The following is a 15,733-nucleotide window of genomic DNA, read 5'->3' on the forward strand; positions in this document are numbered from 1 at the left end:
GATCACACCTGCAGGATCGAGGAGACGAGGAGTTGGGTGTAGGGCGCCTGGGGATCGTCCAGCACCCGGTCTGTCAGGCCGTGTTCGACGACGCGGCCATCCTTCATCACCATCATGCGATGCGAGATCAGGCGCGCGACGGCGAGATCGTGCGTCACCACGATCGCCGACAGGCCAAGGTCGGCGACCAGCCCGCGCAACAGGTCGAGCAGCCGCGCCTGTACCGAAACGTCGAGACCGCCGGTCGGCTCGTCCATGAATACCAGCCGCGGATGCGTGACGAGGTTGCGCGCGATCTGGAGCCGCTGGCGCATGCCGCCGGAAAATGCGCGCGGTTCGTCATCGACGCGATCCTCGGCGATCTCGACACGGCCCAGCCAGTCGATCGCCGTGCTGCGGATATTGCCGTAGTGCCGGTCACCGACTGCCATCAGGCGCTCGCTGACATTGGCGCCAGCAGAGACCGTCATGCGCAGTCCGTCAGCGGGGTTCTGGTGCACGAAGCCCCAATCCGTGCGCATCAGGAAACGCCGTTCGGCCTCGCCAAGGCGATAGATGTCGCGGAACGAGCCGTCACGCATATGGTAGGAAACCGATCCGGAGGACGGCATCAGACGCGTCGACAGGCAGTTCAGCAGCGTCGTCTTGCCGGAGCCGGACTCGCCGACGATTGCCAGCACCTCGCCGGGCCACAATTCGAAGGCCACATTCTCGCAGCCGATGCGCGATCCGTAGAATTTCGACAGGCCCGCGACCTTGAGAAGAGGTTCGTTGTTGTCCTGGGTCATCGTCCTGTCTCCCCGGCCTGCCAGCGTTGCGCTCTTCTCATCGGACGTTCCCTCCCTGTGCTGGCGGCTGGTTCCCACCACTGCTGGCATCGCGCTGTTCCTCGCAATGGTCTGTATCCGAGCAGACGAACATGCGGCCGCCGCGATCGTCGAGGATCACCTCGTCGAGATAGACGCCCTTCGAGCCGCACAGGGCACAGGGCTCGGTGAAGCTCTGGATCTCGAACGGGTGGTCCTCGAAATCGAGGCTGACGACGTCGGTGAACGGCGGCAGCGCGTAGATGCGCTTCTCGCGGCCGGCGCCGAAGAGCTGCAAGGCGGGCGACATGTGCATCTTCGGGTTGTCGAATTTGGGCGTTGGCGACGGATCCATCACATAGCGCCCCTCCACCTTGACCGGATAAGCATAGGAGGTGGCGATGCGCCCGTGCTTGGCGATGTCCTCGTAGAGCTTGACGTGCATGAGACCGTATTCCTCGAGCGCATGCATCTTGCGGGTCTCCGTCTCGCGCGGTTCGAGGAAGCGCAGCGGCTCGGGGATCGGCACCTGGTAGACCAGTACCTGCCCGGCCTGCAGAGGCGTCTCCGGAATGCGATGGCGCGTCTGGATGATGGTAGCGTCGAGCGTGTGCGTGGTGACCGCGACCTTGGCCACCTTCTCGAAGAAGGCGCGTATCGAGACGGCGTTGGTGGTGTCGTCGGCTCCCTGGTCGATGACCTTGAGCACATCGTCCGGACCAATGATCGATGCGGTCACCTGCACGCCGCCGGTTCCCCAGCCATAGGGCATCGGCATCTCGCGGCTGGCAAACGGTACCTGGTAGCCGGGTATGGCGATGGCCTTGAGGATGGCGCGCCGGATCATGCGCTTCGTCTGCTCGTCGAGATAGGCGAAGTTGTAGGCGGCGATCGACGCCGTGGATGATGCAACACTAACGGCCATGGGGCGTTTTCCCTGCTGAAAGGAGATCGAAATGGACCTTGTCGTGATCCCGGTCATTCTGGCCTTGTTGCTGACGGCCTATCTCATCTATCGAGGCTATGCGGCCCGCGCGCGTGGACAAAAGACGCCGGACCAGGAGCTCTGAGCCACTCATTCGGCCGCCTCCCTCTCTTCTGATTCGCCTTCGGCGGGAGCGGCACGCATGCGCCGGACCAGATCCAGCTCCGCCTGGAAGTCGACGTAGTGCGGCAGCTTGAGGTGCTCGACGAAGCCTGTCGCCTGGACGTTGTCCGAGTGCGAGATGACGAACTCCTCGTCCTGCGCCGGCGCAACACGGTCCTCGCCGAATTCGCCGGCGCGCAGGGCGCGGTCGCAGAGCGACATCGCCATCGCCTTGCGCTCCGACTGACCGAAGACCAGACCATAGCCCCGCGTGAACTGCGGCGGCACCTTGGACGAACCCTTGAACTGGTTGACCATCTGGCATTCCGTGACCCGGATGGTCCCGAGGGGCACCGCGAACTCCAGTTCCGGAACCTCCAGTTCCAGCTCCACCTCGCCGATGCGCACTTCGCCAACGAAAGGATGCGACCGGCCATAGCCGCGCTGCGTCGAATAGGCGAGCGCGAGAAGGAACCCTTCGTCGCCGCGCGCCAGCGACTGGAGGCGCGTATCGCGCTCCATCGGAAATTCGAGTGGCTCGCGCGTGATGTCGCCGGCGCGGTGATCCTGCGGCAGCTTTCCATCGGGCTCGATAAGGCCCTCTTGCGCAAGAATTTCGGAGACCCGCATGACCGGCTGGGCAGGCGTATCGCGCCGCTCCGCTTCCTGCACCGGCGCGTCGCCGGCGAGTTCGGGATCGAGCAGGCGGTGGGTGTAGTCGAATGTCGGTCCCAGCAGCTGGCCACCCGGCAGGTCCTTGTAGGTGGCGGAGACCCGGCGTTCCACGCGCATGTCGCCGGTTTCGACAGGACGCGTCGAGCCGAACCGCGGCAGCGTGGTGCGATAGGCACGCAGGATGAAGATCGCCTCGATCATGTCGCCGCGCGCCTGCTTGATCGCCAGCGCCGCCAGTTCGGGATCGTAAAGTGACCCCTCCGCCATGACACGATCGACCGCCAGCGCAAGCTGCTCGACGATCTGCTCGAGACCCAGCGCAGGCACGTCACGGTCGCCACGTCGACGGTCCGCGAGAAGCCGGTGTGCGTTCGCGATGGCGGCTTCGCCACCCTTGACGGCAACATACATGGTCAGAGCTCCTTCGGCGTGATGCGGGTTGTGCGCGGCAGGCAGGCGATGGCCCCGGGAGCAGCCAGGATCAGGTCCACACCGCGCGGGAACCGGGCATTGTTCTGGCGCCACTGCTCGACGAAATGCCGCGGCATCGAGGTCGGCGCGAGATGGGCGACCGTCTCGATGCCCGGCCCTTCTAGGATCAAGCCCGGTCCATCAGTCAGGCTTTCCACCTGCAGGATGAGCGTGACGGAGCGGTCCGGATAGTCCTGCGTTCCCTGCGCGAAATTTTCGAGCGCGATGAGCCCGGCGGGTTCCGCGACGAGAGCGAAATGGGCGTCGGCGGGCGTGTGCGCCAGCGGCGCGCCGGAATGGAACCCCAGCCACGACAGCACAGGTTCCGCTGCTCGCAAGCTGGCATCCAGCCATACCGGCGTGTCGTGGTCGCAGAGCGTCAGGGCCACGGCGGCAGCGGTTGCCAAAAGTGGCAGCGGCGGTTTCGACGTTCCGACAAGGGACATCACCTTGCCGGGCTCCGCCATCGCGCCCATGACCACCCGGAACGTCTCCTGGGCGTCGATTACCGGTGAGGCGAAACCGCCTTCGATCGCATGTGCAAGCATCAGTCTTCTCCCCGTACCATGGTGAAGAATTCGACCTTGGTGGCCGCAGTCTCCGCGCGCTGGCGCTCGCGCGCTTCGTCGAGCGCAACGCGTAGTGGCGCAAGCACACGTGCCTCGATCTCCGCGGCATCGCCCGGCCGCTGAAGGACCGCGTCGATGGTGGCTGCAAGCACGGCCTTGTCGCCATCGCGACCGAGCGCATAGGAATGGCCGATCTCGCCGGTGCCGAGCCTGACCGTCGCGCGGGTCACTGTGGCCTCGCCGAGATTGAACGCATCGCCGCCACCGCCGATACGTCCGCGAACCATCACCAGCCCCGTCTCGGGTCCGCGCACGGTCTCGCTGGTGATGTCCGGCTCGGCCGCAGCCCACAACCTAGCCAGTTCGGCGGCCGGGGCGTGAGCCATCACCGCCATCGCGGCCTTCCGTTGCGCATTGAGGCCACTGCGATCCGCCTGCCGCATTCTTGATCTCCTTGTTGTCTATTTATCTAGACAAATATACAAATATTGGTTTAGGGTTAGCCTGCATATGTGACCTGATGATGACAGGCGGGGCAGTACCATGGAAAACAGGGCAGCAACGATGGAGCGCGGCAGCGGCGTTGCCCTGTGGCGACAGATCGCCGACCTCATTCGCCAGGGCATCGCCGAAGGGCAGTTTCCGGAAACCGGACGACTGCCGCCGGAAGTGTCCCTGGCGGAACGCTATGGCGTCAACCGGCACACCGTGCGCGGCGCCATCGCGGCGCTGGTGCAGGAAGGCGTGCTGCGGGCCGAGCAGGGCCGCGGAACATTCGTGGAGCGGGCGCCACGCATCTCCTATGCGGTGGGCCGGCGCACACGCTTTTCCGACAACCTCGAAGGGCAGGCGCGCGAGACACGGGGCCGCCTCCTAGCTTCGTCTACCGAAACCGCCAATGCACGCCTGGCAAGGGCGCTGGAACTCGATCCCGGCGCGGCGTTGCTGAGGCTCGACGTGGTCAGCGAAGCGGATCGCCGGCCCTTGTCACGCGCGACGCATTGGTTCGATGCAGAACGCTTTCCGGCCATGGCAGAAAGATATGTTGATACGGGATCGATCACCGCGGCGTTCGCGGCCCACGGAGTAGCCGATTACCTGCGCCGCTCGACGATCGTTTCGGCGCGCCATGCCGACGGTCAGGCGCTGGCGGAACTGAGATTGTCGCCAGGCGCGATCGTGCTTTCCACCGTCTCCGTCAACGAGGACCTCGCGGGCCATGCGATCCAGTTCTCGGAGTCGCTATTTGCGGCCGACCGTGTGGAACTCGCGGTCGGCTGACGCCTCACGTCCTGCGGATGATCGAGATCCAGGAGAATCCACGATGCAGCCGCCTGTCCTCGCTGGTGCCGCCGATGGCGCGGGCGACCTCGCCTGCAACGTCGAAGAGATCGGCGCGCGGCGTCACATGATACCAGCGCAGCCACGTATACATGGCCGACTTCGTCATCGGAGGAAGTCCCGCCATGTCGCCAAACTCGGCAATGTGCATCTCGCCGCCGGGCGCCAGCCTGCGCGCCGCCTCGGTAATGACCTGGCGCCATTGCGGGATCATCGAAACGGCATAGGACATGAAGATGCGGTCGTAGCTGTCATGACCGAAGGTCCTGGCAGGATCGAAGGTCACCGCGTCGGCCCAGGCGAGGCGCACACGGCTGCGCAACCCGGCGCGCGCGATCGCGCTTCCGGCAGCGGCCAGCATCTCGCGCGAGATGTCGACGCCATGGAAATCCACCTGGGGATAGCGGCGCGCGGCGTGCACGAGATTGCGGCCGGTGCCACAGCCGATCTCGAGTGCCCGACCACCGGCCGGCGGCTCCAGTCCTGCAAGCATCGGATCTCGCGCGACAAGGTAATATTTGCGGGTGGCGTCGTAGAAGCCGAAGCGGCGCTGCCAGCGATAGACGCGATCCATCAAGGCGCCGTGTTCAACCGTGCCGTCCATCGCTTCAGTCCCTCAACGCCAACAGGTGGAATCCGCCGTAGATCGACGAGCGGTCACGCGCATGCAGCGCGCGCGATTCTGCCTCCCGGTAATCCCAACGTGCGAGGATGTCCGCATCGACGCGACCGGGCAGAAGATTGTGTTCGGCGGCGGTTCGGAAGATGACGCGTGCGCCGGGAGCCGCTGTGCGCGTGATCTGGCGCCAAAGCGCGTTGAGCTGGACGTCGGACATCCAGTCCTGGGCATCGAGCAGCACGACGCGATCGACGGACGATTCCGGTTTTTGCGCCAGAAGTTCGGTGATCGAGACATTCTCGATGGTCATCCGATCGGCGCGCGACCTGACTGCGTCGAAGTTGCCGGCGAGAAGGTAGGGAGGCAGCGGCGCGTCGTGCGCATCGCCATAGCCGCGCCCGAAGGCCTGCCAGGCAAAATAGTTCTCCGAGAGCGGAAAGCCGCAGGCGAGACGTTCGAGCCGCCCGCGCAGCACCGTTGCCATGTCGCCGGATGGCCCGGCGCCGGCCAGCGCCTCATATTGCTGCGGGGGAATGCCGAGGCCGAAGAGCGACGATTTGCGGCCGATCGTCCAGCGTATCAGGCGCTTGTCGAACAGGGGCGCGATAGTCTCGTCGAAGAAGCGACGCTGCTCCTCCATGGTGCGCGCGTTCAGCAGGCCGCGCGGGTCAGCGCCGTAGAGACGGGCGACGCGGTGGCCCCAGCCGATGAAGTGTCCGAGCAGACCGTGACGGTAGAGATGGCGGTGGAACATCGAGATGCGCCTGCGCCCGGAGGGTGAGCGACCATCCCAGTAGGCCCGCGTGGACTCATCGAGCGCGGGCCGCACGAAGCGGCGATACGCCTCGACATTGTCGGGGTCGTCGGTCCGCACGTAGAAGCGATGAAAGGACTGATAGTCCGGCAGCCCCCGGAGCGCCGCGAGCTTGAGCCTGTTGAACGCGACATGGGTGGGGTTCAGATCGACGGCCTCGATGCGCTGCGGGTCGGCGATCAGATAGGAAAGCGCGTTGCAGCCGCCGGACGCGATCGTCACGATGCGATGACCCGGGCGGATGGCCAGCGCCTCCATGTCCACCTCGGGATCCTCCCATATCTGGGCATAGACCAGCTTCTGAAACAGGCGCGAGAAGACATATTCCGAAATGCCGGCAGGCGAGAAGACCGGACTGCGTCGTACGGCCTCGCGAAGCCTTCGGCCGGGGCTCTCACGGGTGGACGCGATCGTTGCGCTCATGCGGTCCTGCCTTCCTGCCCGAATGGCATCGTCGCTGCCGGCATCGGCTGGTGGAGTGGACGAAGATGGCCGAGGAACTGGCGCGCGCATTCGGCCCAGTCATAGGTCTGCGCCTTGGCGCGCGCCGCATCGCGCGAGATGTCGAGCGCCGCAAGCGCGGCTTCACGCAAATCCGGCGAAACGACGCCGCCATCACCGTCACCGAGAATGTCGATCGGTCCGGTCACCGGGTAGGCTGCGACCGGCGTGCCGCTTGCAAGGGCTTCGAGGATAACGTTGCCGAAGGTGTCGGTGCGGCTGGGAAAGACGAAGACATCGGCGGAGGCATAAATCTCCGCCAGTTCCTCGCCCCGGCGCGTCCCGAGGAATACCGCGTCCGGATAGCGCGCCTTGAGATGCGCCATGTCCGGGCCGTCGCCGACGATGACCTTTTTGCCGGGCAAGTCGAGATCGAGGAACGCCGGAAGGTTCTTTTCCACCGCAACGCGCCCGACGCACAGGAAGATGGGGCCTGCAAGGCCGAGATCGGTGCGCCGGCGTGGATGGAAGAGTTCTGTGTCGACGCCGCGCGACCAGAGCCTGATATTGGCGAAGCCGCGCTCGTGCATCTCGCGGCCCAGCGACGGCGTCGCCACCAGCATGCCGTCGCCCGCATTATGAAACCGGCGCAGCCAGTGATAGCTCCAGCTCTCCGGCACCGGCAGGCGCGCACGCAGGAATTCCGGAAAACGGGTGTGGTAGCTGGTGGTGAAGGACCAACCGCGCGCAATGCAGACCCGTCGCGCCAGGATGCCGAGCGGCCCCTCGGTGGCGATATGGATGCTGCCGGGTGCGGCTTCCGCGATCCGGCGGGCAACCTGCGATCGTGTCGACAGCACCACCCTGATCTCGCGATAGCTTGGCAGCGGCACCGTCAGAAACCCGTCCGGGGTCAGGAAATCCACCGCCACGCCCATCGCCGCCAGCGAGGCGGCGAGCTGCTCCAGCGTGCGCACCACGCCGTTGACCTGAGGCTTCCACGCGTCGGTGACGATCAGGACGCGCATACCCGCGCCTCAGGCCACGCGCCGTGGCAGGAGCGCCACGGCGGGCGCACGGCCGGCATTGAGCACGGCGCTGAAGTTCTGCCACTCGATCAGTTCCATGCGACCGTCATGGTGCTCGACGACCGCCGTGCAGCTTTCCACCCAGTCGCCGGTGTTGATGTAGGTCAGTCCGTCGAAGTCGCGCATCGCCGCGGTGTGGATGTGGCCGCAGATGACGCCGTCGACGCCGTGACGCTCGGCCTCGGCGGCGAGCGTCTCCTCGAACCGGCCGATGAAATTGACCGCGTTCTTCACCTTCGCCTTGGCCCACGCCGACAGCGACCAGTAGGTGAAGCCGAGCCTGCGTCGCACCACGTTGAGCCTCGTGGAGACGGCGAGCGCAAGAACGTAGGCCCAGTCGCCGAGGAAGGCGAGCCATTTGGCGTGGCGCACGACCATGTCGAACGCGTCGCCGTGAATGACGAGATAACGCTTGCCGTCGGCTGCCTCGTGCACGATGGTCTCGGTGACTTCGATACCGCCGAAATGCGTGCCGCAGAACTCGCGCAGGAATTCGTCGTGATTGCCGGGCACGTAGACGACACGCGCGCCCTTGCGCGCCTTGCGCAGAAGCTTCTGGACGACGTCGTTATGCGCCTGCGGCCAGTACCAGGAGGAACGCAGCCGCCATCCGTCGACGATGTCGCCGACGAGATAGATGGTTTCGGCGTCGTGATCGCGAAGGAATTCAAGCAACGCATCAGCCTGGGCACCCCGGGTGCCGAGATGCACGTCGGAAATGAAGAGGCTCCGATACTGCGGAACCTCGACTGACTGGTGAGAATCGCTGAGCCGTTGCTTCGTCATGCGATGCCTTTGACCAGCATTGCATGACATGTCGATGACTCTGCATGACGGCGCGATGACGGTGTCTGTAGACAGACGGTGTCGCAAACGGACTGCGTGCGGCCGCGACTACCTGCCGTCCAGCGCCACGACGCGCCCCGAACCGGCATAGAGCTCCTCGACCAGGGGGGCTCGGTTGCGCAGCACGGCGCGCTGGTTGAGCGACCCCTTGTCGGTGAGTTCGCCGGCATTCATCGACGGCGGCTCCTCGACGACGAGCAGACGCTTGATGCGCGTCGACGATCCCGACGCGGCTGCGGCGAACGAAGCGAGCTTCTCACGCAGGGATTCGATATAGGTCGGGTCGGCGGCCTTCTCTGGCTCCCGCGGGAAGATCAGCGCGCCGAGATAGGGCCGGTCGGCTCCGGTGATCGCGACATCGCGGATGAGGTCACCGAAATGTTCGATGACGGCCATGCGCAGCGCGCCGGTGGCAACCCAGGTGCCGGTGTCGAGCTTGAAATTTTCCGCCGTCCGACCATCGAAACGGAAGCCCTTGGTCAGGTCGTCCGGGTCCATGGGCAGAAGCGCGTCGCCCAGCCTGTAGAAGCCTTCCTCGTCGAAAGCCGCCGCCGAAAGTTCCGGCTGCCGCCAGTAGCCGGGCGTGATGTTGTCGCCCTTGAGACGCGCATCGTATTTGCCCTCGAACGGCACCAGCTTCAGCGTGACGCCGGGGATGGGCAGGCCGACATTGCCGGCCGCGTCCTGCGGCCAGGTGCAGAACAATGCCGCCGGCGCCGTTTCCGTCGCGCCCAGCCCGGTACCGATGACGATCTCGCGGCCCGTCGTCTCGATCGCCAGTTCCTTCAGCGCGTCCCAGCTATGCTGCGCCAGCGATGCGCCGGCGTACCAGAACATCTTCAGGTTCTTGAAGAACGTCTTTCTCAGCTCGGCGTCGGCCTTGAGATGCGGGATCAGCGCATCGTAGCCGGTCGGTACGTTGAAGTACCAGGTCGGCGAGACTTCCTTGAGGTTGCGGATGCTCTTGCCGATGTCGGCCTTGGTCGGCCGTCCATCGTCGATGTAATAGGTTCCGCCATTGAAGATGTTCATCAGGAACACCTTGTTGCCGCTGGCGGTATGGTTCCACGGTGCCCAGTCGAGAAAGACCGGCGGTTCTTCCTTCATGAAGGCAAAGGATTCGCGGGTCATCACCTGGTTGGAACACAGCATGCGATGGGTGTTGATCACCGCCTTCGGGGTCCCGGTAGACCCCGAGGTGAACAGGAACTTGGCGATCGTGTCGCCGGTTACGGCGGCCGCGGCCCTGTCTACGGCCTGCGTCGGCGACGTCGCCAGGATATCGGCGAAGGTCCGTTCCGCCCCACCGGCGGCCGCGTCAGCGATCAGCGGCACGCCGGGCGCGGCGGCGTTCGCCGCCGGACCGAACACCGTGGCATCGGCCGCGTAGATCAAGCCGGGCGTCACCGTGCCGAGAACGTCCTTGAGCCGGCCATAGTCGCCGCCGGACAGCGAGTAGGCCGTCGAAACGGCCGCATAGGGGATGCCGACATGCATCGCCGCCAAGGCCAGCGTCGCATGCTCGATGTCGTTGCCGGAGAGTATCACCAGCGGGCACTCGGCAGACAGGTCCTGATCGAGCAGGAACTGTGCGGCACGGCGCATGTGGTCGTGCATCTCGCCATAGCTGATGGTGCGCCAGCCGTCGCCGCCGGCCTTGCGGTCGGCCATGAAGACCCTGTCGGGAACCTCGGCGGCAAAGCGATCGAACGGTTCCGTTACGCGCACCGGATAGGATGGCAGCGGATAGCGCTCCGTGACATAGATGGTGCCGTCGGCGGCGTGCTCGACATGCGGCGTCGGCACGAGAAAATCGCCCGAAGGCGACGCCATGCGACGCTGCTCACTGCTTGTAGGCATCACTCCTCCCGGATGCTCGCTTGCGATCCACAATACTTATGTTGCATAACAATCTTGAGGAACACAAGAGCGCGATGCGCGATATTCACGTTCATCCCGGAGGAAGGCAATGGCACTGGTCGAGTATAGCATCGAGGAGGGTGTCGCCCTGCTCACTCTGGCACGCGCGGACAAGCGCAATGCGATGTCGGATGCGATGGTGGCTGATCTTTCCGTTGCGGTCGAGCGCGCTGATGCGGAAGCACGCGCGGCCGTGCTGTGCGGCGATGGCGCACACTTCTGCGCCGGGCTCGATCTCGCCGAGCATTCCGCAAAGTCGGCGGTGGAGACGATCGAAGGCTCGCGAAGCTGGCATCGCGTGTTCCAGCGGATTCGCGGCGGCCGCATCCCATGGTTTGCGGCGCTGCATGGCGGAGTGATCGGCGGCGGGCTCGAACTCGCTTCGGTCACGCATGTGCGAGTGGCAGATACGACGGCGTTCTTCGCCCTGCCGGAGGGCCAGCGCGGCATCTTCGTCGGCGGCGGCGGATCGGTGAACGTCTCGCGGCTGATGGGCGTGGCGCGCATGACGGACCTGATGCTCACCGGGCGCGTGCTCGACGCAAGCGAAGCCGAGCGCGCCGGCGTGGTGACCTACCTGACCGACCCCGGCGGCGCAGTGGCCAAGGCGATGGAGTTGGCGCGCAAGGCGGCGGAAAACGCGCCGCTTTCCAACTACGCCATCATCAACGGCCTGCAGCGCATCCACGACAGCGGCCAGGATGAGGGGCTGTTCTTCGAATCGATGATCGCCGCGCTGACGCAGACGACCCCGGAAGCCCGCGAGCGCCTCAAGGCATTCTTGGAAAAGCGCACCGCCCGCATCGAGGTCAAGGGCGAGAAGGCGTAATCCGGCTCTGATGCGCGAGATCGCGGATCGCCTGCACGAGGATCGCCGCCGACGGCGTCATCACCCCCTTGCGTCGACGGTAGATCCGGAAAGCGCGCGACCATTCCATCTGGGGTGCGTGGATGGCGACCAGCGCGCCCGCCCCCTCTTCCGCCGCGACGAGCGGCCGCGGCATCCAGCACAACACGTCCTCCGCCATGGAAGCGGCCTTTATCACGCCCACCGAACGCGAGACGATGCATGGGAGACGGGGCTCGACCGCGATGGCGTGGAAGCGCCGCAGCCATTCGCGCACGATGGGCGTTCCCGGCGGTGGCAGCGCCCAGTCGCGGGCAGCAAGATCCTCCAGCGACACCGAGGCCTTGCCGGCAAGCGGGTGGGCGGGACGTGCATAGGCATGGACCACGTCGTGGAGCGTGTCCTGCGTTGCAAGCGTGATCTCGTCATCGGCGTAGGGTTCCGGTGAAATGGCGATGTCGATCTCGCCGCTCTTCAGCGCGTCCAGCAGCCGGTCTTCCAACTCCTCGATCACCTGGAACTGCACGTCAGGATGATGGCGTCGTGTCGCGGTGATGGCGGCGACGATGACGGTGGACATCACGCTCGACACGCCACCGACCCGCACCACCCCCCGGCTGGCGCCGCGCATCTGGTTGATCATGTCGCCGGCATTGCCGGCTTCCGAGACGATCAGCTTGGCGTAGGGGAGCAAGGCTTCGCCATAGACCGTCGGCAGAACGCCACGGGTGGTGCGCTCGAAGAGCGGCACCCCATAACTTTCCTCCAGTGTCTTCAGCGTCCTCGTGATTGCCGGCTGCGTCATGTTGAGCGCCGCGGCGGCCCGGCCGAGGCTGCCTCGGCGGACGCATTCCAGCAGGATCGAGGCGGATCGCACATCCAAAGTCATGCCTATTCGTAATGGCTTTCGATAATTTGTTCAATTCCACGACGAGGTTGGCTGTGTCACACTGAGTTGCGGGCATGATCGGCCGATCGCATCCGCGCAGGGAGGAATTCATGAACAAGTTCAGCCGGGACTTCCTGGCCAACTCCGCATTGCACGACCGCACCGTCGCGGAGGTCGTCTTCGACTTCCTGCGCGCCAAGGACATGACGCGTGTCTTCGGCAATCCCGGATCGACCGAACTGCCGATGTTCGTCAACCTGCCGTCGGACTTCTCCTACGTTCTCGGGCTTCAGGAGTCGCTGGTCGTGGCGATGGCCGATGCCCATGCACAGGTCACGCGGCGGCCGGCCTTCGTCAATCTGCATTCCGCCGCCGGCCTCGGCCATTCGCTCGGCAACCTCTACACGGCGTTCCGCAACCGCGCACCGCTGATCGTCACCACCGGCCAGCAGACGCGCGATCTCCTGATGCACGATCCGTTCCTGTTCAACGAGGGTCCGACGGAGTTTCCGAAGCCCTACGTGAAATGGGCGATCGAACCCGCGCGGCCTGAAGACGTGCCGGCGGCGATCGCGCGCGCCTATTACGTGGCGATCCAGCCGCCAATGGGTCCGGTCGTCGTATCGGTTCCGCTCAGCGACTGGGAGCAGCCCTGCCCGCCTCTCGTCGAACGCGAGGTGGACACCGTCATCGGCCCTAACCCGGACGCGCTCGACCGGCTCGGGGAAAAACTCAACCGCGCCCGTGCGCCCGTCATGGTCGTCGGCGCCGGCGTCGACATCGATGGCGGCTGGGACGCGACCATCCGCCTTGCCGAAACGCTTCAGGCGCGTGTATGGGCGAGCCCGATGTCGGCCCGCTGCAGCTTCCCGGAACGGCATCCGCTTTTTGCCGGCTTCCTGCCTGCCCACCAGCCGGCGCTGTCGCAGTCGCTTGGCGATACCGACTTCGTTCTGGTGCTCGGCGCGCCGGTCTTCACCTATCATTTCCCCGGTTCAGGCGGGCACGTGCCGCAGGGCGCGGAGCTGTGCCTTATCAGCGACGACCCAAGGCAGACGGCAGGCGCGGCGACGGGTTCGGCGATGCTGTCGAACATCCGTCTCGCGGCGGAAGGCCTCGCGGCGCGCGTCAGCCAGCGCCCTTCGCGCCAGATAGGCCCGGCGCGGCGCATCCCGCGTTTGCCGCAGCCCGCCGCGATCTCGCAGGAATTCTTCATGCAGACACTGGCGGACGTGCGCTCGCCTAACAGCATCATCGTCGAGGAAGCGCCGAGCGCGCGCGGCCCGATGCACGATTTCCTGCCTATCGAGCGTGAAGGCGGGTTCTACACCACCGCCAGCGGCGGCCTCGGCTATGGGTTGCCGGCAGCCGTCGGCGTGGCGCTGACGAAGCCGCATGAGACGGTGATCGCCATCATGGGCGACGGATCGAGCCTCTATTCGATCCAGTCGCTTTGGTCGGCTGCCGAATACGACGTCGACCTGCTGGTCATCGTGCTCAACAATGGCGGCTATTCGGTGCTGAAGGGCATCGCGGACCAGTCCGGCAGCGCGAAAGTCGACGGCGTCGATATCGGCCATGTCGATTTCGTCGCCATGGCGAAGGCGCAAGGGGTGCAGGCCGCGCGCTGTTCAGCAGGCGGCGACCTTGCCGGCCATCTGCGAGAAATGCTGGCCCACAAGGGTCCGCGACTGCTGGAAGTCATGATCAACGGCCGGGCTCCCGCCATCGCGCAGGCAGTCCCGAAAGAGGAGGAAACCACAATGAACGTCGCAGCCAGAAACGTCGGTTCCGGTTCGTCCGCAGTTTCGACACCGGAACGCTTCTTCATCGGCGGCCGCTGGGTAGAGCCGATTTCGAAGTCGATGCTCAAGGTCGTGTCGCCATCGACGGAAGAAGAACTGTTTTCGTATCCAGAAGCAGGCCCGGCCGACATGGACCGGGCGGTCGCCGCCGCACGCGACGCCTTCGACAATGGCCCATGGCCGCGCATGGCGCCATCGGAACGGGCGCGCTACCTGCGCAAGGTCGCCGACATCCTGACCCGCCGCCTGGACGAGATCGCAACGGCATGGACCACGCAGGTCGGCGCACCGATCATGCTGACCAAGAAGCTGGTCGGCCAGAACCCGACGCTGTTCAACTACTATGCCGATCTCATCGAGACCTACGCGTTCGTCGACGAGCGGCGTCGCGACGATGGCGGCAAGGTCAAGGTGGTGAAGGAGCCGGTCGGCGTCTGCGCCGCGATCACGCCGTGGAACGCGCCCATGGTGCTGTTGTCCTACAAGATCGCCGCCGGACTTGCCGCCGGATGCACCATGGTGGCCAAGCCGTCGCCTGAAACGCCGCTCGAGGCCTACATACTGGCCGAGGCAATCGAGGAGGCCGGGCTTCCTGCTGGCGTGTTCAACCTGGTGCCGTCCGGCCGCGACGGCGGCGACCACCTCATCCGCCACAAGGGCATCGACAAGGTCGCTTTCACCGGGTCGACGGCGGCCGGCAAGCATATCGCATCGGTGTGCTCGGAACGGCTAGCACGCGTCAGCCTCGAACTGGGCGGCAAGTCCGCTGCACTCCTGCTCGAGGATGCCGACTTTGCCGCGGCGCTGCCCAGCCTGATGGTCTACACCATGCCGATCACCGGCCAGGTGTGTTTCTCGCTGACGCGCATCCTCGTGCCCGAGAGCCGCGAGAAGGAATTCCTCGACATGTATCTGGGCGCGGTCTCGAAGATCAAGGTCGGCGATCCGTTCGACCCGTCGACCCAGATGGGACCGCTCACCATGGAGCGGCAGCGCGCGCGCGTCGAAGGCTACATCGCCGCCGGCCGCGCGGCTGGTGCGACCGTCGCATGTGGCGGCGGCAGACCGAAAGGCTTCGACAAGGGCTTCTACGTAGAACCCACGGTGTTCACCGGCGTCACCGCCGACATGAAGATCGTCCAGGAGGAGATTTTCGGACCGGTGGTGTCGGTCCTGACCTATCGCGACGAGAACGAGGCGGCGGCGAAGGCAAACAATTCGGTCTACGGGTTGAACGCTTCCGTGTATTCCGCCGATCCCGAGCGCGGCTATGCGATGGCGCGCCGCATGCGTGCCGGCAACGTCACCGTCAACGGCATGATCGTCGATCCCAAGCAGCCCTTCGGCGGCTTCAAGGAGTCTGGCATGGGACGCGAAGGTGGTCCTGAGGGCCTCGAGAACTACGTCGAGACCAAAACGATCCACTTCGCCTGAGGCTGAAGCAATTACACACCGATGAAAAAAGGGCCGCCGGATCAGATCGATCCGGCGGCCCTTTGGTTTTTTGTGTTCTGG

General features: G+C 65.3%; 14 protein-coding genes. 3 read left to right on the forward strand and 11 right to left on the reverse strand.

Annotated features, from left to right (window positions below; genetic code table 11):
• Positions 1–2: 2 nt before the first annotated feature.
• The 5 genes from phnK to phnG form a co-directional block, all read right to left on the reverse strand.
• Positions 3–788 carry a phosphonate C-P lyase system protein PhnK gene (gene phnK / locus AAFN84_RS10850; RefSeq protein WP_347514564.1) on the reverse strand — a complete coding sequence of 262 codons (786 nt, stop codon included), beginning with the start codon at positions 786–788 and terminating at the stop codon, positions 3–5.
• Positions 789–825: 37 nt separating this feature from the next.
• Positions 826–1,731 carry an alpha-D-ribose 1-methylphosphonate 5-phosphate C-P-lyase PhnJ gene (locus tag AAFN84_RS10855; RefSeq protein WP_347514565.1) on the reverse strand — a complete coding sequence of 302 codons (906 nt, stop codon included), beginning with the start codon at positions 1,729–1,731 and terminating at the stop codon, positions 826–828.
• A 150-nt stretch (positions 1,732–1,881) separates the two neighbouring features.
• A complete protein-coding gene (locus AAFN84_RS10860; RefSeq protein WP_347514566.1) occupies positions 1,882–2,979 on the reverse strand; it encodes a carbon-phosphorus lyase complex subunit PhnI in 1,098 nt (365 codons plus the stop codon).
• Positions 2,980–2,981: 2 nt separating this feature from the next.
• Complete coding sequence (gene phnH / locus AAFN84_RS10865; protein WP_347514567.1) at positions 2,982–3,587, reverse strand: phosphonate C-P lyase system protein PhnH; 606 nt, start codon at positions 3,585–3,587, stop codon at positions 2,982–2,984.
• Positions 3,587–4,051, reverse strand: coding sequence for a phosphonate C-P lyase system protein PhnG (gene phnG / locus AAFN84_RS10870; RefSeq protein ID WP_347514568.1), 465 nt, complete (start codon positions 4,049–4,051; stop codon positions 3,587–3,589). The genes phnH and phnG overlap by 1 nt, the downstream gene beginning before the upstream one ends.
• A 100-nt stretch (positions 4,052–4,151) precedes the next feature.
• Here phnG and phnF point away from each other — a divergent pair, with 100 nt between their 5' ends.
• Positions 4,152–4,889 carry a phosphonate metabolism transcriptional regulator PhnF gene (gene phnF / locus AAFN84_RS10875; protein ID WP_347514569.1) on the forward strand — a complete coding sequence of 246 codons (738 nt, stop codon included), beginning with the start codon at positions 4,152–4,154 and terminating at the stop codon, positions 4,887–4,889.
• Between the two features lie 4 nt (positions 4,890–4,893).
• Here the strand turns inward: phnF and AAFN84_RS10880 are convergent, their stop codons facing one another.
• The 5 genes from AAFN84_RS10880 to AAFN84_RS10900 form a co-directional block, all read right to left on the reverse strand.
• On the reverse strand, positions 4,894–5,553 hold the full coding sequence (locus AAFN84_RS10880; RefSeq protein ID WP_347514570.1) for a class I SAM-dependent methyltransferase: 660 nt from the start codon (positions 5,551–5,553) through the stop codon (positions 4,894–4,896).
• Between the two features lie 4 nt (positions 5,554–5,557).
• Positions 5,558–6,805, reverse strand: coding sequence for a DUF3419 family protein (locus tag AAFN84_RS10885; RefSeq protein WP_347514571.1), 1,248 nt, complete (start codon positions 6,803–6,805; stop codon positions 5,558–5,560).
• Complete coding sequence (locus AAFN84_RS10890; protein WP_347514572.1) at positions 6,802–7,851, reverse strand: glycosyltransferase family 1 protein; 1,050 nt, start codon at positions 7,849–7,851, stop codon at positions 6,802–6,804. The genes AAFN84_RS10885 and AAFN84_RS10890 overlap by 4 nt, the downstream gene beginning before the upstream one ends.
• Before the next feature lie 9 nt (positions 7,852–7,860).
• On the reverse strand, positions 7,861–8,697 hold the full coding sequence (locus AAFN84_RS10895; protein ID WP_347514573.1) for a UDP-2,3-diacylglucosamine diphosphatase: 837 nt from the start codon (positions 8,695–8,697) through the stop codon (positions 7,861–7,863).
• A gap of 108 nt (positions 8,698–8,805) precedes the next feature.
• Positions 8,806–10,617, reverse strand: coding sequence for a feruloyl-CoA synthase (locus tag AAFN84_RS10900; RefSeq protein WP_347514574.1), 1,812 nt, complete (start codon positions 10,615–10,617; stop codon positions 8,806–8,808).
• A gap of 109 nt (positions 10,618–10,726) precedes the next feature.
• On the opposite strand from AAFN84_RS10900, the gene AAFN84_RS10905 reads away from it, so the two are divergent.
• A complete protein-coding gene (locus tag AAFN84_RS10905) occupies positions 10,727–11,506 on the forward strand; it encodes a crotonase/enoyl-CoA hydratase family protein (protein WP_347514575.1) in 780 nt (259 codons plus the stop codon).
• Here AAFN84_RS10905 and AAFN84_RS10910 read toward each other — a convergent pair.
• Positions 11,487–12,413, reverse strand: coding sequence for a LysR family transcriptional regulator (locus tag AAFN84_RS10910; protein WP_347514576.1), 927 nt, complete (start codon positions 12,411–12,413; stop codon positions 11,487–11,489). The genes AAFN84_RS10905 and AAFN84_RS10910 overlap by 20 nt on opposite strands.
• Positions 12,414–12,523: 110 nt before the next feature.
• On the opposite strand from AAFN84_RS10910, the gene mdlC reads away from it, so the two are divergent.
• Positions 12,524–15,652 (forward strand): benzoylformate decarboxylase, encoded by a 3,129-nt coding sequence (gene mdlC / locus AAFN84_RS10915; RefSeq protein ID WP_347514577.1) that lies wholly within the window; start codon positions 12,524–12,526, stop codon positions 15,650–15,652.
• Positions 15,653–15,733 lie beyond the last annotated feature (81 nt).

The sequence above is a fragment of the Mesorhizobium sp. CAU 1741 genome, from assembly GCF_039839275.1.
Classification (GTDB): domain Bacteria; phylum Pseudomonadota; class Alphaproteobacteria; order Rhizobiales; family Rhizobiaceae; genus Aerobium.